Annotated in this window: 18 protein-coding genes; 4 read left to right on the plus strand and 14 right to left on the minus strand. The window is 30.3% G+C overall.

Annotated elements, in window-relative coordinates:
* A complete protein-coding gene (locus MPAN_RS05335) occupies nt 1–723 on the plus strand; it encodes a biotin--[acetyl-CoA-carboxylase] ligase (protein WP_176239625.1) in 723 nt (240 codons plus the stop codon).
* A gap of 164 nt (nt 724–887) precedes the next feature.
* Here MPAN_RS05335 and MPAN_RS05340 read toward each other — a convergent pair whose 3' ends face one another.
* Nucleotides 888–2048, minus strand: coding sequence for an IS110 family RNA-guided transposase (locus MPAN_RS05340; RefSeq protein ID WP_176239626.1), 1161 nt, complete (start codon nt 2046–2048; stop codon nt 888–890).
* 262 nt (nt 2049–2310) lie between these two features.
* Between MPAN_RS05340 and MPAN_RS05345 the strand changes: the two genes are divergently transcribed.
* On the plus strand, nt 2311–2961 hold the full coding sequence (locus tag MPAN_RS05345; RefSeq protein WP_176239627.1) for a hypothetical protein: 651 nt from the start codon (nt 2311–2313) through the stop codon (nt 2959–2961).
* A gap of 74 nt (nt 2962–3035) precedes the next feature.
* Here MPAN_RS05345 and MPAN_RS05350 read toward each other — a convergent pair whose 3' ends face one another.
* The 6 genes from MPAN_RS05350 to MPAN_RS05375 all read right to left on the minus strand — a co-directional run bounded on the left by MPAN_RS05350 (nt 3036) and on the right by MPAN_RS05375 (nt 13304).
* A complete protein-coding gene (locus MPAN_RS05350) occupies nt 3036–4343 on the minus strand; it encodes a WG repeat-containing protein (protein ID WP_176239628.1) in 1308 nt (435 codons plus the stop codon).
* A gap of 144 nt (nt 4344–4487) precedes the next feature.
* Nucleotides 4488–5633: a hypothetical protein gene (locus MPAN_RS05355; RefSeq protein WP_176239629.1), complete on the minus strand. Its 1146-nt coding sequence runs from the start codon at nt 5631–5633 to the stop codon at nt 4488–4490.
* Nucleotides 5630–6787, minus strand: a complete 1158-nt coding sequence (locus MPAN_RS05360) for an NAD(P)-dependent malic enzyme (protein ID WP_176239630.1) — start codon at nt 6785–6787, stop codon at nt 5630–5632. Before MPAN_RS05360 ends, MPAN_RS05355 begins: the two co-directional genes overlap by 4 nt.
* 92 nt (nt 6788–6879) lie before the next feature.
* Nucleotides 6880–10263, minus strand: a complete 3384-nt coding sequence (locus MPAN_RS05365; protein WP_176239631.1) for an Ig-like domain-containing protein — start codon at nt 10261–10263, stop codon at nt 6880–6882.
* 72 nt (nt 10264–10335) lie between these two features.
* Entirely contained in the window at nt 10336–12306 is a 1971-nt protein-coding gene (locus MPAN_RS05370) for an alpha/beta hydrolase family protein (RefSeq protein WP_176239632.1), read from the minus strand.
* A gap of 125 nt (nt 12307–12431) precedes the next feature.
* On the minus strand, nt 12432–13304 hold the full coding sequence (locus MPAN_RS05375) for a LysR family transcriptional regulator (protein ID WP_176239633.1): 873 nt from the start codon (nt 13302–13304) through the stop codon (nt 12432–12434).
* A gap of 176 nt (nt 13305–13480) precedes the next feature.
* On the opposite strand from MPAN_RS05375, the gene MPAN_RS05380 reads away from it, so the two are divergent.
* Complete coding sequence (locus MPAN_RS05380) at nt 13481–14362, plus strand: ADP-ribosylglycohydrolase family protein (RefSeq protein WP_176239634.1); 882 nt, start codon at nt 13481–13483, stop codon at nt 14360–14362.
* A gap of 162 nt (nt 14363–14524) precedes the next feature.
* Here the strand turns inward: MPAN_RS05380 and MPAN_RS05385 are convergent, their stop codons facing one another.
* The 6 genes from MPAN_RS05385 to MPAN_RS05410 all read right to left on the minus strand — a co-directional run bounded on the left by MPAN_RS05385 (nt 14525) and on the right by MPAN_RS05410 (nt 20504).
* Nucleotides 14525–15874, minus strand: a complete 1350-nt coding sequence (locus MPAN_RS05385; RefSeq protein WP_231756733.1) for a transposase — start codon at nt 15872–15874, stop codon at nt 14525–14527.
* Nucleotides 15875–16135: 261 nt separating this feature from the next.
* Nucleotides 16136–16570: a flavodoxin family protein gene (locus tag MPAN_RS05390; RefSeq protein WP_176240146.1), complete on the minus strand. Its 435-nt coding sequence runs from the start codon at nt 16568–16570 to the stop codon at nt 16136–16138.
* 102 nt (nt 16571–16672) lie between these two features.
* The gene (locus MPAN_RS05395) at nt 16673–18547 is read right to left on the minus strand and encodes a polysaccharide biosynthesis protein (RefSeq protein WP_176240145.1); all 1875 of its coding nucleotides are present in this window, start codon (nt 18545–18547) and stop codon (nt 16673–16675) included.
* A 120-nt stretch (nt 18548–18667) separates the two neighbouring features.
* A complete protein-coding gene (locus tag MPAN_RS05400; RefSeq protein WP_176240144.1) occupies nt 18668–19369 on the minus strand; it encodes a winged helix-turn-helix transcriptional regulator in 702 nt (233 codons plus the stop codon).
* Nucleotides 19370–19570: 201 nt separating this feature from the next.
* Nucleotides 19571–20029: a hypothetical protein gene (locus MPAN_RS05405; RefSeq protein ID WP_231756739.1), complete on the minus strand. Its 459-nt coding sequence runs from the start codon at nt 20027–20029 to the stop codon at nt 19571–19573.
* Entirely contained in the window at nt 20007–20504 is a 498-nt protein-coding gene (locus tag MPAN_RS05410; protein ID WP_231756740.1) for a type I phosphomannose isomerase catalytic subunit, read from the minus strand. Before MPAN_RS05410 ends, MPAN_RS05405 begins: the two co-directional genes overlap by 23 nt.
* Before the next feature lie 229 nt (nt 20505–20733).
* On the opposite strand from MPAN_RS05410, the gene MPAN_RS05415 reads away from it, so the two are divergent.
* Nucleotides 20734–21654, plus strand: coding sequence for an N-acetylglucosamine kinase (locus tag MPAN_RS05415; RefSeq protein WP_176240143.1), 921 nt, complete (start codon nt 20734–20736; stop codon nt 21652–21654).
* A gap of 13 nt (nt 21655–21667) precedes the next feature.
* Here MPAN_RS05415 and MPAN_RS05420 read toward each other — a convergent pair whose 3' ends face one another.
* Nucleotides 21668–22774, minus strand: a complete 1107-nt coding sequence (locus MPAN_RS05420; RefSeq protein ID WP_176240142.1) for a glycerate kinase — start codon at nt 22772–22774, stop codon at nt 21668–21670.
* Nucleotides 22775–22872: the final 98 nt, after the last annotated feature.

The raw sequence follows: 22872 nt of genomic DNA on the forward strand, positions 1-22872 counted from the left end.
ATGAATATCATAAACTTTAAAACAATTGATTCAACCAATAGTTATTTAAAAAGAGAATATAAAGAATTAAACCACTTCACTTGGGTTAAAAGTGATGAACAAACACAAGGAAGAGGAAGAATTCATAACACATGGATAGGAAATGATGATTCATTAATGTGTTCTATTCTTTTAAAGCATGATATCAATATATCAAACATAGCTTTATATCCCTTAATTGCAGCACAATCCCTACATAAAGTCTTATCAACTTATCATCATGACATGAAGATAAAATGGCCTAATGATTTATATATAGGTGATAAAAAAATTGCTGGTATTTTAACTGAGAGTATCATTGAATCAAGTAATGTTCTTGCAATCATTTTAGGCTTTGGTATTAATTTAAATCAATCAAGTTTTTCTAATGATTTAAAAAAGATTGCTTCTTCTCTATATTTAAATACAGATCAAACATATGATAAAACAATCATATTAAAACAACTATCAAAACAATTGTTATCTGATTTGAAACATTATCATCAATTTCCTTTAGATATTATTAACTACTGTAATGATTATAATTATTTAAAAGGACAAAATATTACATTTGTTGAAGATGATCAATTATATGATGCTAGAGCTCTAAATATCAATGACCAAGGTCAATTAATCGTAGAAACTAAAGCTGGATTGAAAACATTAAACAGTGGATTAGTCTCTTTAAAAAGAAATAAAGATTAAATAATATTAAATTGATGTATACTATTCACAAATGAGGTGACTAACTATTAAAAGTCAAGTACTTTAATAGATTAAATAGTAAAAACCTCCTATAGCAGACAAAAATAGAGGTGTGCTTTAATTACAGATGACTTTTACTTAACCGCCACAGTTTAAGTAATCAGTTATTTTAACTTCTTTGAATCGAAATCTTCTTTGTTGGCCTCAATGTGGTGAATGACTCTAATGAGTTTCTTAGCGAGATGAACGAGTGCGACACGGTGATGTTTACCCTCTTGTTTCTTCTTATCGTAATAAGCATAAAATACAGGATTATAAATCATTACGGTTTGACAGATGTTAATGAGTGTAGCACGTAAGTATTTACTTCCTCGCTTGACAAGTTTACCTGTAGAAGACATCGTTCCAGATTGTTTAATTGATGAATCAAGACCTGCATAGGATAACATTTCAGCAGGATTAGAAAACAAAGAGATGTCACCATATTCACAAATAATAATAGCTGCTGAGATGACACCGATACCTTTAATCGTCTGAATATAGGTTGGATATTGATCCATTAAAGCTGTGATTTGTTTCTCCGTTTCGTCGATATCTTGATTGATCATCTCAACATAAGAAATTGAAGTCTTCAGTTTGAAGAGTTGATGATCTTGTGTGACACCAATCGTTTGAGATGCCAATGCTTTGAGTTTTACAAATTTGGGATAGTTAAACTTACCCCTTGAAAGTTTCCTTAAAGTTTCAAAATGATTTTCCTTCATCTTTGCGATTCTATCTGGAGATGAAAAGCGCTTTAAAAGGTATAAGGATATCTCTGAATAGCCTTGTTCATGCATGAAAGGCTTATACTCAGGAAAGATGACATCTAAGACCTTAGTTATCATATTGTAATGCTTTGTCCTCATAGAAATGAGTTTAGAACGTAGTCTAGTTAGTGATTTTAAAGCACTTATATGATAAGATTGATGATGATAGGCTTTGTAGTCTACAGATCTCATATAAGATGAAATCATTTGTGCATCTTTCTTATCCGTCTTCGTTTTTCTCAGTGATTGGGCTTCTCCAAACTTCTTCACTAGAAAAGGATTAATCTCCATGAACGAATAGCCATGGAAGGTAAGAAATGACTTAAGGTTTTCACCGTAGTGACCTGTGGCCTCTAAGCCTATTATCATTTCTTGCTTAAGGTAGGGTTTAAAATAACGTAGTAGTTCCTTAAACCCAGATTGACTGTTCTCAAATGAGAACTGATGATTGATTGTTTCGGTGGCGATGAAACAATCGTGCTTGTACTTTGAAATATCGATGCCGATATAATTCATAAGTACACCTCCTTAAAGTATTTGTACGTGTGGTAGGTCCAGCGAGTCTTTATCTCATAATCATGTAAAAAGCGTCAAACGCTAACTAACTATTGCTGATTAAAATAAAGACCGTGGTAAGCGTCACCTCTAAACAGTCAAAGCTGTAATAAAATGAAACAAATCCACAGTACATTATTAGTATATTAAATTAGAGAAAAGGAGTAAAGACTTAAAGTTATTAAGATCTAACTTAATACACTTTAAATCTTACATGATTTATATGAAATTTATTAAAGTTTTTCTTAGTATCATTATTGGTTTAATTGTCATTATTTTTGTTGGTGTATTAATCTTTTTGAATTCAATTAAAGTTGAAGTCACAGATGATGACTTACCACAAGGCATATATACTGAAACAGGTGATTTAGAATCTATTTCACAAGTATATCTACTTGGTATAGTAGTCGCATCAGATGCTGACCAATATACTTTAATCAATGGATTTATGAATTATATGATTCTAGATTCTATTAGAAAAAATATCAATCCTGATTATGATCCCCTTGCTGATCTAGATACAGTTGAAGCTGATTATGTCACTTATGATAAAAACTTCTATATAGATTATATATATGCAAACTTAAATGATGATAATCAAATTGTTGTTACTGCTGCTTTTGGTTCTGATAGTATCATCAAAGTAGATTCTGCATTAAATTTAGTCTTTGATATCGATCTTGATATTTCATTTACAAATATTGGTTTCACACTTACTTTAGTAGATTATTCACTATCTGATACTGCTCTATCTTTTCAAGTACTTGATTTCATTATGTCAAAACTAGACAAAACAGAAATTGAAGGACAAATGAGTATGGGTGTTCTAGATTTAGATACATATACTTACACATTATCAATACTTAATCCATAAAATAAGATTTAATATATAAAACGGATATCAGATGATATCCGTTTTTTTTTATGATAATAAATATTTTTTTATATCTAAATTGCGATGTTAGTATTATAGTTTGTATAAGTTTCATCAACAACAACTTCATATTGGTCATTCATGATGCCATACAAACCATCTTTTTTATAGATAATAAAGCCATCATCAAATACTTTGAGCATACTATATTCATGATCAATCACTAGATTTTTATCTCTATCATATGCACCAAATAAACCATCAACTCTTGTAATAAATAAATCATCAGAAACTTCATAAAGTGAGTCTGCTTCTAGTATATAGGTTTTATCTAATCCATAGACTGCAACATTATTTTCAGTATATATAACTAATAAATATTGCATTTCATGATTAGATTCATATCTTACATATCCACTTTCACTTATAGGTGCACTAGCTTTTATAGTTCCATCGTCATTAAATATAAAAAACTCTCTTAAATCATTTTGATACATATCAGTTGGAACTGCATTTTTATCTTGTGCAGAGACGATATATCCACCATGAATGATTAAATAAGTATAATCATTCTGATTAAATCTATTACCTTCATGATCATAGATTTCTCTATACTGATCACGAATAGCTCCATAAAGCATCCCACCTGCAAACCAATCATTCGTATAAATAAATTTATAATCATTTAAAAGAATTTCTTGACTTGGTGCATTTACTAAATCAAATACAGGTGTAAGTTGTTGTGTTGTATAAGCTATGACATTTCCACTTGAATCAACATTTGATATATCATCATATACAAAATCAATAATAGTATCTTCATTTGTATCAATTACTCCAAAGCTAATCCCATTTTCTGATACTACCGCATATCCATTATAAAACTTTCTTGCAATTGGATATGTAACATCAATTGCAACTTCACCATCTTGATTGATATATCCAAAAAGATCATCGGTTGAAACTAAAGCTAGATCATTTTCAAATGCACCTATATAATCATAAGTTGCCTCTATTAGAATATCACCGTTTAGGTCCATTAAACCATAAATTTCGTCTTGTTCAAATACTATTAATCCTGTATTTGTATCTCTTAGTAAAGAACTATAACCTTGTTCAAGCACATACTTTCCTTTTTGATCAATGAGTTGATATAACTCATCTTTTAAAACAACAGCTATATCTTTATAAAAAGCAGACGCTTCGTCATAGGTAAAGTCGATAACAACTTCTCCTGATTCATTGATATATCCCCAAGATTGGTCATCTCCTCTAACAGCTAAAAGGTTTGAATTGAAAAGATTATTTTCATTAAACTCTGTATTTTTGCTGCATCCAACAAGTATTAAACTTAAGATGATGACTATAATTACTTTTTTCATAAATACCTCACTCATTTTTATTTATAACAATTAAATCTTATTTTATTTCATGAACATTATAACATAATACGTAGACTCATAAAAAATTATAATTTGTGATAAAAAATAAAGCACCTCATTAAAATAAGGTGCTTTCTTATATTTTTATTGAATATTTGTATACAGATTAATAGCTTCTATAATAAGATCTGCGCTCTTTTGATGTGTAATATAAGATGCATGATTATGAGCTCCTGCTAGATCTCCATCATCACCAACTTGTTTAATAACCACAACATGAACACATGCCAAATCATCAGGATCAAGTAAATTTATAACCTGAGTTGCAGCTGTACCATTTAAAGAGCCATCTGTCATTGTCCAAAAGATATGAGCTTCTGGTGCATCTTCTCTTAATTTTAATATGAATGCTGCAACCATAGCTTTAAATTCTTGAATTTTTTGATCTTTTTCAAATCCACTTAATCTATTAATAACCGCACTATAATCATTGCCACCAACATTAATGATGATGACGTCAGGTATCATTTGATGATCATATGTGACATCAATGATATCTTGATTTGAATCAATACCTATAGCATCATAAGCTTTATATATATTGTTTTCACCCGATGTATCATTATATCCAAACGCTAATCCCCATCCAGAATTACTAACAAACTCGTAAGTTCCATTAAAATGACTTGCTGATAAATAACCAAATGAATGCAAAGACGAAGAGTTTTCAGTGGTTCTTGGTTGACCAGGATAACCCAGTGCACCATGTCCTGATATGCCTGATGCTCCCATAATTAAAAAATGTGGTGCATCGCTTTCTAAATCAACAATTTCATTAAAACTTCCATTTGTCTCTAAAGAGACTAATGAAGTTATGCCATCTTCTGGTTCGCTTCTTTTAATGATTTTAATTTCATGATCTCCATATGTATCAAATGAAAATCTAAAGCTTTGTGTTGCTTCACTTAAGATAATCACTTCATCATCTAAAAGATCACTACCATCTTTTGATACTGAAAAATATATATCATTATTTTTATCTTCTAAAGATAAGGTAATATCAACAACTCTACCTGTAAAGTTTGCTTTAAAGCCGGTTGCTGTATAGTAAAAATATTGACTATCTTCTATCTCTTGATGTCTACCATACCAATATATATATTCACTATCTAGATTACTACCTTCTAATAGCGTTAATTTCTCTTCTGGAGCGATAGGATCAATTGGATTGATTGTCTCACAGCCAACCAGAAGAAAAGCCATGAGAAGGAAAATTATGATTTTCTTCATTGACTTGCTTTCACATCTATAATTGCTTTACAAATTACTTTAACAACGTCTTTATTAAACACATCAGGAATAATATATTCTGCTGATAGTTCTTTATCACTTACTAGTCCAGCTAGCGCATGACAAGCTGCTTTTTCCATTTCTGTATCTATTTGTTTAACAGGATGAGCGAGTGCTCCTTTAAAAAGACCTGGAAATACAAGTGCATTATTAATTTGGTTAGGAATATTAGAAATACCTGCACCATAAATTTTTGCACCAGCTTCAAGAGCATCATCTCTTGAAATCTCAGGTGTTGGATTAGCTAGAGCAAAAATGATTGGTTCTTTATCCATCAACTTAACCATATCTTTATTGACAACATTGCCAACACTTACACCAATAAATGCATCTGCACCTTTTAGGGCATCTGCTAAACTACCTTTCACATGTTTTTGATTCGTTTTTTGTGAAAGTAGAATTTGTGAATCATTTAAGTCTTGTTCACTTGGATCAAGTATCCCGTTTTTATCACAAACAATTAAATTTTTAACTCCTAATTCAATTAAAAAACTAGATATTGCTATACCTGCACTACCAGCCCCATTAATAACGATTTTCGCTTTGTCAAGAGGTATATCTACAACTCTTAAAGCATTAATAAGTGCTGCACCAACTGCAATAGCTGTTCCATGCTGATCATCATGAAATACTGGGATATCTAACATATCTCTTAATCTTTTTTCAACTTCAAAACATCTAGGTGCACTTATATCTTCTAGATTAATCCCACCAAAAGATGGAGCTAGATGAGAAATAGTTTTAACTAATTCATCAACATCTTTAGTATCTAAAACGATTGGGATTGCGTTAATATCCGCAAATTCTTTAAAGATTGCACATTTACCTTCCATCACTGGAATGGCAGCTAATGCTCCTATATCACCTAAACCTAATACTGCAGTTCCGTCACTTATAACAGCAACTGTATTATTTTTTGCTGTTAGATTATACACTTCTTTTTTATTATCCTTAATTGCAAGACAACTGCTTGCGACTCCCGGCGTATAAACCAATGCTAAATCTTTTTTATTCTTGATTGGATATGTAGATCTTATTGCTATTTTACCTTTTAATTTTCTATGTAATTCTAATGATTTTTCCATTATGTCCATTGAGTTCACTAACCTTTCATGTCTATTTTAGCATAATCAAAAGATAGTTTAGATAAAATTTCTAAACTATCTATTTGATTTTATCAGTTTATTTAGTCGACGACTACAGTTGTAAATCTATAATTTAATTCACCAATCGCTGTATCTTCAAACGTTACATAAATTGATACGCTACCAGCTCCTGAACCAAGAACAAATGTAACGACATTTCCATTTACTTCTGCTCTAGAATTCGATGTAGTAACAGTATAATTTTGATTTGTCGCATTTGCTGGAAGAATACTATCAACACTAATCGTCACAACTGTTCCAATATCAACAGCATCCCTAATTGCATCGTTATTAGCTTCAGGTAAAGTTAGGACATCTGCTGTAACAACAACACTTGTAATAGGGACATCTGCTACAACTTCAACAGTTGTAAATCTATAGTTCAATTCTCCAATTGCTGGATCTTCAAAGGTTACATAAACAGATACACTACCAGGTCCTGTAGATCCATATACAAAGGTTACAACATTTCCTACAGCTTCTGCTCTAGAATTTGAAGTTGTAACTGTATAGTTTTGGTTTGTTGCATTTGCTGGAAGAATTTCAACACTAAATGTTGCAACTGTTCCAATATCAACTAAATCTCTAACATCAGCATTATTAGCTTCAGGAAGAGTTAAAACATCTGTTGTGACAACAACACTTGTAATAGAGATTTCTGCTGGCGCTTCTAGAGTTGTAAATCTATAATTTAATTCTCCAATAGCTGGATCTTCAAAAGTTACATAAACAGATACACTACCAGGTCCTGTATCTCCATATACAAATGTTACAACATTGTCTACAGCTTCTGCTCTAGAATTTGATGTAGTTATTGTATAATTTTGGTTAGTTGCATTTAAAGGAAGAATATCAATACTAAATGTTGCGACTGTACCAATATAAACTTCATCTCTAATTGCATCATTATTAGCTTCAGGTAAAGTTAGAACATCTGTTGTTACAGTTACATCTGTAATAGAAATATCTTCTCCTGCACCTTCAATGGTTGTAAATCTATATTCTAAAGTATCCATACTTGCATCTTCAAAATCTATTTTAATACTTACACTACCAGGTCCTGTATTTCCATATACAAAGGTTACAACATTCCCAACAGCTTCTGCTCTTGAGTTAGATGTAGAAATTGTATATCCTTGATATTCTGCATCTAATGGTAGTATTTCTACAGTAAGTTCGATAATTGAACCTATTTCTATTTCATCTCTTACATCAATATTATTAACTTCTGGCAATGTAATACTATCAGCGGTAACAACTACGCTAGTAATTTGAGTGTAATCTTCTACTGTAACTTCAATAGTATCTGTGTATCCACCATCTCTTGTTGTCACAGTAACTGTTGCATTACCTGCACCAACACCTGTAATGACACCATCACCTGATATTTCAACAATTGCTTCATCACTTGAAGTCCATGTTGTAAATGCATCAGGAGCATTTGCTGGTGAAATTGAAAATTCTAAGTTTTCTGTTGCTCCAAAAGGTAAGACAACTGAATCTAAAACGATATTAACACCAGTTACAGCACCTTGTTGCCATAATAAGACACCACTTGCTGCAAATTTATTACCAAGTTTTGTTAAATCAGCTGCATTAAATTCTGGTAACATAGGTAATTGACTATCTCCAGATTTCCATGCATTAGATGTAGATGAATTCACTAAATCTCTAAAAAATACTGTATTTGCATCAAAACCACTAGGAGCGATATCATATTTAGTTAAAGTTGTTTTTGTATTAGCTGCTGTCAATTTGACACCACCATCATCTTTAATTGCAACTTCTGCAAATACATATGTATTGGTAATTGTTCCACCAGTTAAAGTTAAACCTGTGACACCACCAACAAAATCTCTACCACCAATGATTGCACCACCGACATAAGTATTTGTGATTTCACCAGCATTAATACCAGCTATACCACCAACATATAAGTCACCATGTACTGAAGCAACGCCTAAATTATTTGCTGAATCACCTAGTGCTTCTGCCATTGATTTATCAATAAATTCTTTTGCACTTAATGATCTTGCAAATGAAGACTCACTAATAACGCCTTCGTTATATCCTGCAATACCACCAAATCCAACATTTTTACCTTCATTGCCATCTCCACTCGTGCTATATGCACTTTGTGCAAATACTCTACCACTAACTACACTTTGTGTAATGGTTCCAAAATTATATCCTGTAATCCCACCACCAAATGAATAAGTATTAGAACTTCTACCACTATTTGCTTGATTTCCAGCAGGAAGTGTTGCAGTTACATAAGCTTGTTGAATCAAACCATAATTATAAGCGGATACTCCACCTACACCGCGACCAGCTTTAACTGCTCCAGCACCACCAACAGATACATTACTAATAGTACCAGTTAATCCATTAACTCCTACTAATCCACCAGCACCACTTGTTTGATCAGTTAAATCTACTGTACCAGTAAATACTACCAATTCACCTTGATATCTAGCATTTGTTAATGACGCTCTTGCATCAATATTTTCAATTAAACCATTATTAGTATCAGCAACAGCACCTATAGGATATAGATTATCTTCTGCTGCACTTAAAGTTGTTGTAGCATCTATAATAAGATTTTTAACAACACCAGCTTCACCAATTTCATGGAATAAACCACCATTACCTGTAAATGATATTGCCTTATTATTACCATCATATTGTCCATTAAATACAATCTTGCGATCATTATTAATTTCAATTGGTTCTGTTAATGTCATTAATACATCTTGTACTTGTTGATAGTAAGCATCAGCAGATACATCACCATCTAATATAGCTAGGACATCAGAAACCATAGAGACTCTATAAGGATTTTCTTGACTACCAAGACCACCTAATAAAACTTCTTCACTAATAGCTTCTTCAATACCAGCAACGACTTTAACCAAGTAATATCCACCTTGTGGAATAACTGTTGGTGTGAATACTACAGTATCTAGCACTTCTTGATCATCAATATCAAATGCACCATCGACTTCAGTGTAGCTAGTGCCATCTACAGGTTTAACATAAACGCTAAACGTTTGTAGTTCTGCATCTGTTTGTTGCCAAGTAATATTTGATGAGAATATTTCATCAGTCACCATAATATTTGTTGGTGTTGATGATATTTCTATCCATGTAGCAACTAAAGTAATATCTTCAGTTACAATATCAATATTAAAATCCCATTCAAATGTACCATTCATCCATATATCAGAGAATAAATATCCGTCTCTTAATGGATCACTAGGTTTAGTGACTTTACCGCCATTTAAAACTTCTTGTTCAGCAATTAAAGTACCACCTGCTGTGTCAAATGTAACTGTATACTTTAATTCCTCTTCTGTTGTTTGTTTACATCCTACAGCGAATCCTAATAAAAGTACTGCTGCAATTAATAAAAACATTTTTTTCATTTTTTTTGTTTACTTGAAATTTTTTCAAGTATGCTCCCTTCGTTTTTTATATTCTAAATTTTATATATCAAATCAATTAGGTATATATGCAACTGAGTTACTAATAGCTAGTAAAATAAAGATTGCAGTGATAATGATTGGTCCTAAATATGAATTACCACTTAATTTATAAAACCATCTATTAAAGAATGGCATTAAGAACATCACAGGTAATAATGTAAATAAGATATTGACATATAACCATTGAGTCGTTCCATCACTTAATTCAGTAAACGCAATTGTTCCTGTATTAAAAAATGCGATGTATTGAACAAGTAAAATAATTGCTAGTCCTGAAATATTCATTAACCCTGCAAGTAATAATTTAACATTTTCATGTAATTTCCCATGCATTTGACTACCATTTACTCTAATTGAATTAGAGAAATAAAAGACAAAGAATAATGGGAAATACATCAAGAGTTGAATCACTGATTTTAGATTGACTCGTCTTGCTGCCATCACAAATATGAATCTATAATCCACATGGAACAATCCATAAACAAGCATTAGGGTTGAAAAATAAATAACAACAACACTTAATCCTAATAAAACAGTCTTTCCAAAATCTTTTAATGAGATTTTTAATCCCCATAAATCAACTTCATTTTTTAATCCTTTAGTATATACACCCTTTTTAGGTCTCATGAAGAGTATATGGCTTAAGAAAAACATTAATGCTGAGAATAATCCACTCATGACTGCCCATATAGCTACTGCATTGGTCATTCTTTGCGGGAAAAACCATGTATTGACTGAACTACTTGCTTTTGGAAATAATATAAATGTGAGCTGACTTGAAGGCAAGTAAGTCAATGCAGCAAATGATGCAGAAATGATAAATACTACAATATATACAATCAATCGCTTATGCGTTCTTTTTTGTGTAATAATGATTGGATCTTTTTTAGATTTTTCAAAAAATGGAATTCTATATAGTAATGAGCCAATTGGAACAATCATCGTAAGTGATGCAACCAATGAAATTGTTGTTAAAATTTCTTTATATATCCAAACTTGATTACTATATGAAATATCAGTATTTGTAAAATCAAGTGCAATTTCAAAAAATCTTATGATTTTCCCTGTTGCCTCTGTACTATAAGGTTGAAAAGCATGAATAGTCTCAGTATTAAATACTTGTCGCATATTGCCAAGATTTGGATTTCCATAAATCTTGCCAATTTCTATTTGTGTTCCATACCCAATGGTTGGTAAACCAGCTTTGACTAAACCTGAATTTACAAAATCATGTGATTCAACCATCCAAGTTACATCAGATAAACTTGTTCCCTCTGGTGCATCTACATTGATTGAGTTTCTAAATGCGCCTTCATCATATAAAGCATAATCCATACCCATATTACTTTTAGAGTATGTGATATCAGAAGCTATTGATAATACATATCCACTAATAAAAACTGAATTAACTTTACTTACTCCACCATTGTTGACAGAATCTTTACCAAAATATACTGCTGCTTGATAAGCTGCGTTACCACCAGCTGAATGTCCTGTGACTCCAATCTTATCTTTATCTACAAATGGATAAACATCATCATTATCATAAATATAATCAATCAAATCAAATGAACCATATCCTTCTACTGTTGCAATAGCACTACCTTGAACTGCTGAACTACTTGAAGAATCCCCTTGAGAGTATGGGTCAATATTTATAACAACAAATCCTCTTCTTGCAAACTCTAGTGCAACATGCCCTTGAGTTTCTCTAGATCTTTGAAATCCAGCAATAACAATCATCAGAGGTGCTTTATCATCAACTGTAGCACTATCTGGTTTATAAATATCATAAGCTACAATTTGATTATCTCTAGCTTCGAAATAAACAGTATCAATATCTACATTTCCAAAGTCATTTTGGATTAAAGAAGCGAATAATGAAGCAATCATTATAACTAAAATTAATATGATTGACCATAGACCTGCCTTACCAAGAACAAACTTTTTACCCTTTATCTCTTCTATTGCGTTGTTTTCCATTGGTTAAACCCTCCTTGCTATTCAAACATGAAAGCGTTATCTATTGACATCTTATCAAAAAAAGACAGTGAATACTACCACTATCTTTTACTGTTTTTTTATACTCTATAAATTTTATTTATACCCTAGGTAACATTTTTTAAATAATTAACGAATTCTATGGCTCCTAAATGCAATTCTACATTTTTTCTCCATATTAATCCAATCCTTAATTTAAGACTTTCTTTAAATGGAATACCTACAATAGTTTTATCTTCTGGATCAACAAGTTCTTTAATTAAAAAAGCTCCTCCAGCATTAATCTTAACAAAATTACGAATGACTAAAATTTGACTAGATACTAATACAATGTTTGGTGTTTGACCAATATCATTATACATACCTTTAATCAACCTAGATTGAAAAAATCCTTCTCGCATCAAAATAATAGGTTCGTTTTTAATATCACTTATATCTAAATACTCTTTTTTAGACAACGGATTTGATTTAGAGACACAAAATAGTAATTCAGTTTCTAAAATGACTTCTTTTTGATAAGCTTCATGTTCACTATCATTCAAAATTGAAAATCCTAAATCTAGGGTATTAGTTAAAATCTTATTTCTGATACTCAAAGATCCTTCTTCCCATATCTCAAATTTCGCATCCAGATGTTCTAACATATATTGATCATATATTTTAGGAAATAAAAATGATCCTATCATTGGTGGCACACCAATTCTTATCGTTGTCTTTTTCTCTGACAAATCTACTAAATCACGTTCAAATATATCAACATGCTCTAAAATGACTTTTGCTTTTTCATAAAAAAACTCGCCATCCTTAGTTAAAATCATTGAATTATGTTTTCTTTCAAATAAACTCAAATTATATTCTTTTTCTAAATTATTAATAGCTGAAGTTAAAGCAGGTTGAGTTATATACAGGACTTTAGCAGCTTGACTTAAAGATCCATGATCACACACTGAAACAAAATATTTTAATTGTTGTAAGGTCATATTCATCACCATTTGTTTTATATTTATAGAGAAACTTTATGTTTATTTTAGTATAACACATTAACTATTAGATAGAATACTATTTTTAGCTTAAAGTCTTATGAGTTAAATCAATAAAGTATATGTGTTTATCAACTCTCATCGATATGATATGATAAGCATATAGAGGTGATAACTTGAAAAAATATATATACCCAGCATTACTAGCAAATGCCGCAACATTAGGTGTCCATTGGATTTATAATGTTCAATATTTACAAAACTTGTCTGAAAAACAATCTTTATTATTTTTAGTTCAAGACGAACAAGTATTCAAGCAAGCTGCTCCATCTTTCTTTGCATATCCCAATACAGTACTTGGCGACTTATCAGTTCAAGGTGAAATCCTGAAATGGCTTTATGATGCAAAATCAAGTAATAATAAATTTAATCAAGCTGATTATAAAACCTTATTGTTAAGTAAGTTCTTACCTGGTGGCTCATATAAAGGTTATGTGGAAAGTTATGGGAAAAAATTAGTTGCTATTGACTTATTAGATCAGCTAAAAACAGATAGTAGTCAGATAACTTTAAATGATGATCAACTCGTCGGATTCATTCCTTATATCCTTGCCAAAGAATTAGATTTATCTCTTGATGATGCATGGTCTTTAGCAAGTCTATTTACAAAACAATCTTTTTATCTTGATTATTATCGTATGTTTGACTCCATATTAGAAAATCCTGAAGAAGAAAATATAAAACATGCTATTGAGCAATCACTTATACTTGCCCCTAAAGACAAGTTACCTACTTTAGAAAAGGCAATACAAATGTCAAACACGAATGACTTTATTGAAGAGTATGCTGGCAGAGCTTGTTCTGTTGATGATGCTATCCCTGTAATCATTCATGTTTTATATCATTCAACAAGTTTTGAAGATGCTTTAAATATAAATGCTAAAATAGGTGGTGCTTCAGCAGATCGATCACTTTTAATTGGTGCAATCCTTAGTCAAGTATATGATATACCTACTGACTGGAATGAAAAAGTATCTCCTAAACTCATCTTAAAATAAGAACTTAAAGCTATAAAAAAACACCTTTAACAGGTGTTTCAGACTGTAGACAAAAGGACTTTTCAAAAACGAGTTTTCGTTATGAATCGTCCTTTTTTTGTTTTTTGTGGATAAATATAAAAAAAAGATCTCTATTTGCTCGATATCAATAATAAAGTAAAGCTATGTCCACATTAATGCGGCTAACTTTTTCAAATTATACATACTAAAAATCATGAAGCTTCGATCTTCATTCTTTTGACGTCCCCTTAAATAGGTAACACCTAGACAGTGATTCATCTTTGAAATCCCAAAAACTCTTTCAACTGATGATTTTCTTTTGGGATAAAGCTCCCTTCCAATCTCTGAGAGTCTCGTTTCTTTGATTAAAGGATTTACATACTCTAATTGATGTCTTGTTAAACTTCTTGTTTTTTGATTTGTACACTGTGCTTTAAATGGGCATTCTATACAATCTTTAACACGTGTCTTGTATTCACGGTATCCTAGTTTATTGGTTCCTCTGTAAGTTAGTATCTTTTCATTAGGACATATATAATAGTCATGCATTTCAATATAATCAAATCTATTCTTTGTAAGGTGCCGTTCTCCATTTAGACCTATAGAACCATCTTTTCCTTTAGGCCGTTTATATGGCAATACAGGTAGGACTTTTCGCTTATATATTTCATTAAGAAGAATTGGATTATCATATCCAGAGTCCATGACTGCCACTTTAACTTCCTTATGGGTATCTAGATAGTTAACTACTGTATCTAATCCTGTTATACTATCATGAAGGTTTCCTGCAAACATCTCAGAGGATAAAACCCAACCGTTCTCATCGCTGATCACTTGATTGCTGTAGGCTAATTGTCGCTCTTTTTCACCTTTATGAAACATCCCGCAATCTGGATCAGTTAAACTGATGATTGCTTTCTTTGGGCTATCATAATCAATGATTTTCTTACCTTCTTTTAGTCTAAGTTCATTAATTTCTTCATGGAGCTGTTTAACATATTTATGTGTTGAATCATTGATTAAGATATCATTAACACGTCTTTTATTGGCATATGCTTTAATATGTGTTGAATCGACAAAGATGTTATCCATCTTGACTAACTTTAAGTTCATTGCTTGATATAAAATGGTGTTGAAAATTTCTTCAAATATATCTGTGTCTTTAAATCGTCTAACGTAATTTTTTCCAAATGTTGAGAAATGAGGAATGTCATCGGAAAAATCATATCCTAAAAACCAACGATATGCAACGTTTACTTCGATTTCTTCAATCGTACGTCTCATCGAACGAATGTTAAATAAATATTGAATAAAGACAATTTTAAATAAAACGACTGGATCAATTGAAGGTCTGCCCATATCATCTGAATATAAATGCTCGACAATATCATAGATAAAATCAAACTGCATCACTTTATCCACCTTGCGGACTAAATGATTTTGTGGGACAAGTGAATCAATATCAACGACTTGTAGATTCTTGGTGTTGTTTTTTTGATCTCTATTTAACATATATAAGCACCACCTTATACATATATTTTACCACTTACCTATATATTTATATATAGGTAAAAGTGATTTTTTAGAGACATAAAAAAAGAGGAGGACTCAGAACGCCTTTTAGAACCTTAATAGCTCACGCGTTTTTAAGCAGTCTAAGCCGCACATTTTAAACTGGTCCTCACATTTGTATTTTATCACTTTTGTAAAAAAAATACCATATCCGAAGATATGATACTTTGTCTACAGCCTGAACACCTTTAACAGGTGTTTTTATTTACTGTATTTTTTAATAATTTCAATCATAACATCATTACTATTCTTAGATCTTCTATTGATAGAAGTTTGATATCTAACATGTCCACCTCTTGCTTTAATGATTCTAGTCATTTGTTTAAGTGTTTGGTTTCCTCCAAGAAATGAAAATCTAAATAAATGTGTTACAAATAAATCAATAACTTTATGATTTAAATCTTTTAGTCCAATCATATAAGCTCTCATAATTTTTGACATTTGAAAGCCATGCACAGGACAAGCAAAAATTATATGATCGTATGTAAGGATATCAGGTATATTTGTTAATACAGGATGATCATTGTTTGGATCATCTGACTCTGCACTTACCACAAATACATCAAAATCATTAAACTTATCAACTACATTTTTAGTATGTCCAGTTTTTGAATAATATACAATACATTTTTTCATAAGGATTCCTCAATTTCATAAATTCTTATACTTAAAGTATCATAAATAACTCAAACTTTCAAATATAAAGTAAAAAAATGTCCAAAAGGACATTTTATTATTTTAGTTTTTCTTATGTTCACCATTACCATTACGATTATAAGTTTTGATGATTTTTGCTACACAATCTTTGACTTCTTCATTATCAAGATTTTCTAATTTACCACATAATATTTCAAAATCAAGCTCTTCTTTTTTAACATCTCTTTGCTTTTCAATAAATATTTTTTCATTTTGAGTTTTTAATTGGCTACCATATTCATGATCAACCAATAATTCTTCAAATAGTTTTTCGCCTGGTCTTAATCCGGTAAATTCAATTTCAATATCTTCATAAGGTTTAAGTCCATTTAAACTTATCATTTTTTCTGCTAAATTAACGATTTTAGTTGGTTCACCCATATCTAAAATGAAGACTTCTCCACCTTGAGCAAATACACCACATTGTAGAATCAATCCTACAGCTTCAGGAATGGTCATAAAATATCTTGTAATCTCTTGATGAGTTACAGTCACTGGACCACCATCTTCGATTTGCTTTTTAAATAAAGGAATAACACTACCATTGCTACCTAATACGTTTCCAAATCTTACAGCACTAAATTTAGTGCCCTTTTGTCCGTTTTGTTGATCTTGGATAATAAGCTCAGCAAAGCGCTTAGTTGCACCCATAATATTTGTAGATCTAACTGCTTTATCACTACTTACTAAAACAAATTTTTTAGCATTGTATTTTTTCGCTAGACTTGAGCAATTATAAGTACCAATGACATTGGTTCTAACTGCTTCAACAGCACTATCTTCCATTAAAGGAACATGTTTATATGCTGCTGCATGAAATACAAGTGTAGGTTTAAAGGTCTGAAATAATGTTTCAAGTCGTTTTAAATTATAAACACTACCAATCCAAACAACTAAGTCAATTTCTTTATTTTGTTTTTTAAAAGTTCTTAAAATTTCTTGTTGAATATCATATGCATTATTTTCATAAATATCAAAAATAATAATTTTTTTAGGTTCTAGTTTAACAATTTGTCTACATAATTCACTACCAATAGATCCACCACCACCAGTAACTAAGACAACTTCACCTTTGATAAATGTTTCTATTTGATCATCTTCTAATGTGATTTCTTCTCTATCAAGCAAATCTTCAATTCTAATATCTATAATTCTAGGTCTACTTTGTTCATTTAATTCCGATACAGACATCATTTTTTTAATTCTTACATGTCTATGTGTAGTTAATTGACTAAGTTCACGAATTTTTTTAGATGGGAAATCATTAATTGCGATAACAATTTCTTCTATTTGTAATTGATCGATAAAATTTTCAATTTCATCAAGTTTTCCTAAAATTTTAATACCTGATAGTCTTGAGCCTATTTTAGTGACATCATCATCTATAAAGCCCATAGGCATATTGTTTAAATCCTTATTTCGATAAATTTCTTTTAAAATTGCTTCACCTGCTGAACCAGCACCAATAATTAATGTTCTTCTTCCTAAAGCTTTATTCCAATCCCAATTGATTTTAAAATATAAAATCAAACGATTAGCAACTCTAGGTAATGTAATTAATGAAACTTCAGCAATTGTAATAAAGAAATAGGCTGTTTTATACATAAAATGTGCATCTGTTAGCCAAATAAAGACAACAATTGAAACATTTGTGAAAATAGTTACAAATGTTATTTTAACCACATCTTCAAATCCAATATGATTAACCAGCATACTATACATTCCAAAAAAGCTATAAATAAGTACTTTAAATACAATAATAATTGGTAAAGCATACCAGATTTCACCTGTATTGACTGGGACATCTAATACTCTAAACATAAGTATAGCAATCATATATGTAATTGATATAGCAATAACATCAAAACTAATGAATGCAATAATTTGTTTAATACGTTTCATTCTAGATTGTTTCATATGATTCCCCTGTCTATAATTTAGATATTCAAGTATACTAAATCATTTTATCATAAACTTAAGTATTTTAAAAGATTTTAAATCGTAATTTAAAAGTAAGAATTAGAATGGAAAAAATAGCTATTCGCTGTTTTGTTGACATAATTTATAATTTAAACGATATCCGATGCCCCAAACTGTTTCCAGTAGTTGTATATTTGGATCATGTTCTATCTTTTTTCTAAGTCTAGTTATATGAATACCTAAAGCATTATCAGTTGCTGATTTGTCGTTATCCCAGACAAAATCAATGATTCTATCTTTAGTCACAGTTTCATCTTTTTTATCTAGCAATAATAAAAGAATTTTATATTCAACTTTTGTTAAATGATAAGTCTTTTTACCATTCTTGATACTGTGATTTAATAAATCAATTTGTACTGGTCCATAGATGATTTTTTTAATGTCTTTTTTAGTTAATTTATGTAAATATTTAATAACTGCATTAATTCGCCCGTATACTTCTACACTAGAAAATGGAAATTCAATATAGCCTACTGAACCTGCATTAAATAATGCAATTTTTTCTAAATCTGTATGGTTTTTACCAAATATACATAATGGAACTTTACTTTGTTCTTTTATCGATGAAATCAAATGCTGATTAATGATATCATTGTATTCTAGATTTAAACAAATAAAATCAATTTCTGAAAAATTTTTGTGATTATCTCCAATATCATTCATATTTAAAAGTATGATTTCATATTGATTATCATTGAAAAGTTCTATCAACTCTTTAAACGGTTCTACATCTTTTGTTATTAATGCTATTTTATGCAAAGAAAGTCACCCCCAAATGTTTTTTGTTATTACCATTATATAATAAAATTACTTCATATTCGTTTCATTTTTATATATGTTATTATATATTCTTACTTTTTTCTTACTTTTGTATATGAAAGCGATTTCTTTTTGTAATTATTGCTGTTTTTTATATAAAAATGAAAATTATTTATTTCAAAAATAAAAAAAAGACCTTGATTAAGGTCTTTTTGTCATCATAATTTTCAAATTTCCTTCAATTTTGATGTCCTTATTATCATTAGAACCTGAAATAATAAAATGGTCACCTTTTTCAATAGATATATTTGTTATAGTTCCGTATCCATCTAAAACACTGCATAATACATATTTATTTGTATTAAATATATATTTATTCTTTATATCTACTCTTTTTAAACTGAAATATTTATTATTTGTATAATCATATATATCGTAATCTGAATGTTTTTCAATTTTAACATCTACACTTGCTATTTTTGCTGGAATATCAATAACTTCCAATGCTTTATCTAAATGTAGTTCTCTAAGATTTCCTTGTTTATCTTTCCGATCATAATCATACAATCTATACGTAGAATCTGAAGATTGCTGAACCTCATATATTAAAGCACCTTTTCCAATCGAGTGAACAGATTTAGAAGGAATATATGAAATCATCTTTTTTAATACTTCTATAATGCCACAATGATAAGTCATTATCCTTAATTTTTTGTATAAATTCTGTTTTCGAAGTTGCTAAATGACCATCAATAATTTTAGCATCTTTTTTTGCATCAATTACATACCAACATTCTGTTTTCCCAAATTCATTCTCATGGCTCAAAGCAAATGCATCATCAGGATGAACTTGAACAGATAGATCATCATCAGCGTCTAATATTTTTATTAATAAAGGAAATTTAGCACTAGGATCATCATTGAAAAGTTCTTTTTTATGTTTGTCATAAAGTTCTTTTAAATTAAGTCCTTTGTAATTTCCTGATATAACCATTGAAGATCCATTATCATGACCTGATATAGCCCAGCATTCTCCTATTTTATCCTTTTGGATATCATAATTAAAAACATCTTTAATTCTTTTCCCTCCCCATATACGTTCCTTAAATACAGGCTCTAAAAATATTATTGCCATAAAATCTCCTCTTTCTAGCTTAAATAAATTACATAAGTATAATTTTCGTTTTCATTCATTAAGATTTTATTATATATATTTATAAAATTCATGCTTTATTCATCATATACTATCATTTTCTTATAATCTCTTATTCTATGTTAGTTTTTTAGCATATATTTGTAGTTCTATTTGACAAACCCGTACTTTTAATATAATGTTAAACTATAGGGTATAAAAGGAGATAACAATGAATCTATATTTAGGAATAGATGGTGGTGGAACAAAAACCAAAGTCACAATCATCGATAAAAGAGAACAATTAATTTATGAAAATACAAGTGGTCCTTCTTCTACTGATAGTGTATCACTTGATGAAACCATAACAGCAATCAATGAAGCAATAAAACCTTATTTTGATAAAAACCCAAAGAGAAAAATCGATGGGTGTTTTGCAGGTCTTAGTGGTATTGTTTTTCCTACAGATTCACTTGATGTTGAACGTGGACTTAGAGATCTCCCTTATTTTAAAGAAGATGCCTTAATAATAGTTAAAAACGATATGGAAAACTCTCTATATTCTGGTGCTTGTTTCGAAGAAGGTATTGCCTTAATATCTGGAACTGGAATGGTGGCATTTGGTAAAGATATCCATAAGAGTCATAAAGCTGGTGGTTGGGGATATAAAGAAGGCGAACTTGGAAGTGGCTTTCATTTAGGAACTGAAGCAATCAGATATGCAATCAGAGCTTATGACGGCAGATATGAAAAAGATGCTTTTGCAAATGAAATAGCTAAGTCTATTGGTTTAAATCAACCTTCTGATATCGTTTATGTCATGAATGACTTTTATGATGATAGAACGAGAGTTGCTAGTCTAGCACCAATCGTAACCATGTTTGCTAATCAAGATAATCAACATGCTAAAAAAATCATCGATCTTGCGACCGATGAATGTGCACTTGCTGTTAAGGCAGTGTATAATTATATTTCTATGAAGAACAAGACTTGTGTTATCGTTGGTAGTCTTGGAAATTCTAGAGGATACTTTAAGGAACAGCTTCAATTAAAAATAAAAGCTATTGATCCTTATATCAATATTATCAATCCAATATTAGACCCATCATTTGCAGCAGCAATGATGGCAAAGAAAAACGATCAAAACCTTTAGTCAATCTAAAGGTTTATTTTTTTAGCTCAATATCTTTAATCATTTCTAATATGTATTTTTTAGGATGATCAAATGACTCTTGAAAGCTAGCATACGTTGGAACAATCGTATAAACTGAATCTAAAAAACTCATATCTACATCTATATCTTTCATACCAAATACTCCAATTACTTTCTTATCCATGCTTTTTGCTAGTTTAGCTATACCAAATGGAGCTTTTCCATTTAAAGTTTGCTTATCAAGTTTGCCTTCTCCTACAATCATAAGGTCACACTTTGTGATATCTTTTTTTATATCAAGAAATTCTATCATATAATCTATACCATGACTAATTTTTGCGTCTAAAAATACTTTTGCTCCAAATCCAAATCCACCAGCTGCACCACTACCTTTTAAGAACTGATAATCTTTATGATACTTTTCTTTAGTTATCACACAGAAATGACTTGTGTGTGCTTCTAATGTTTCTATCATATGAATGTTTGTTGCTCCTTTTTGTGGAGCATATGTATATGCAGCACCCATAATACCTAATAAAGGATTATTAACATCTGTTATCATCTCAAAAGATATATTTTCAATCCTTTGATCTAAAATTGATGTGTCATATGAAGTAATGCTTCCTAAAAGATTACCATTGATATGTTGTTTTATTTCATATTCTTTATCATAAAACTTAACACCTAATGCCTGCATCATACCCAAACCAAGATCATGGGTTGCTGATCCTCCAATGCCCATCATGATATGAGATGCACCTTTATCAATCGCATCTAAAACTAGTTTTCCTAATCCATATGTTGTTGTTTTAATAGGATTTAAACTATCTTTATCTATTAAAGATATTCCGCATGCTTTACTAAGTTCAATATAAGCAACATTTTTATCAAGCAAATATGAAGCCATAATCTTTTCATCAAATGGTCCTGTTGTATTTATCTGCATGTGTTGACACTTTTTTTTAGACATAATAGCATCCAAAAAACCCTCACCACCATCACTTATATCATAAGATATAACTTGATGCCCAAGAGTTTCAATATATTTTTTTATAATATTATTTAAACTTTTTGAATCTAAACTACCTTTATAACTATCTACAGCTACTAAAATTTTCACATCATCATCTCCATGACATCTTTATGATATACGAAATTCACTATTTATTCAATATGAGATATATATCAAGAGTTATAATTTGATTAAATTTATGCTTA

Source organism: Mariniplasma anaerobium (genome assembly GCF_016865445.1).
Lineage (GTDB): Bacteria > Bacillota_I > Bacilli_A > Acholeplasmatales > Acholeplasmataceae > Mariniplasma > Mariniplasma anaerobium.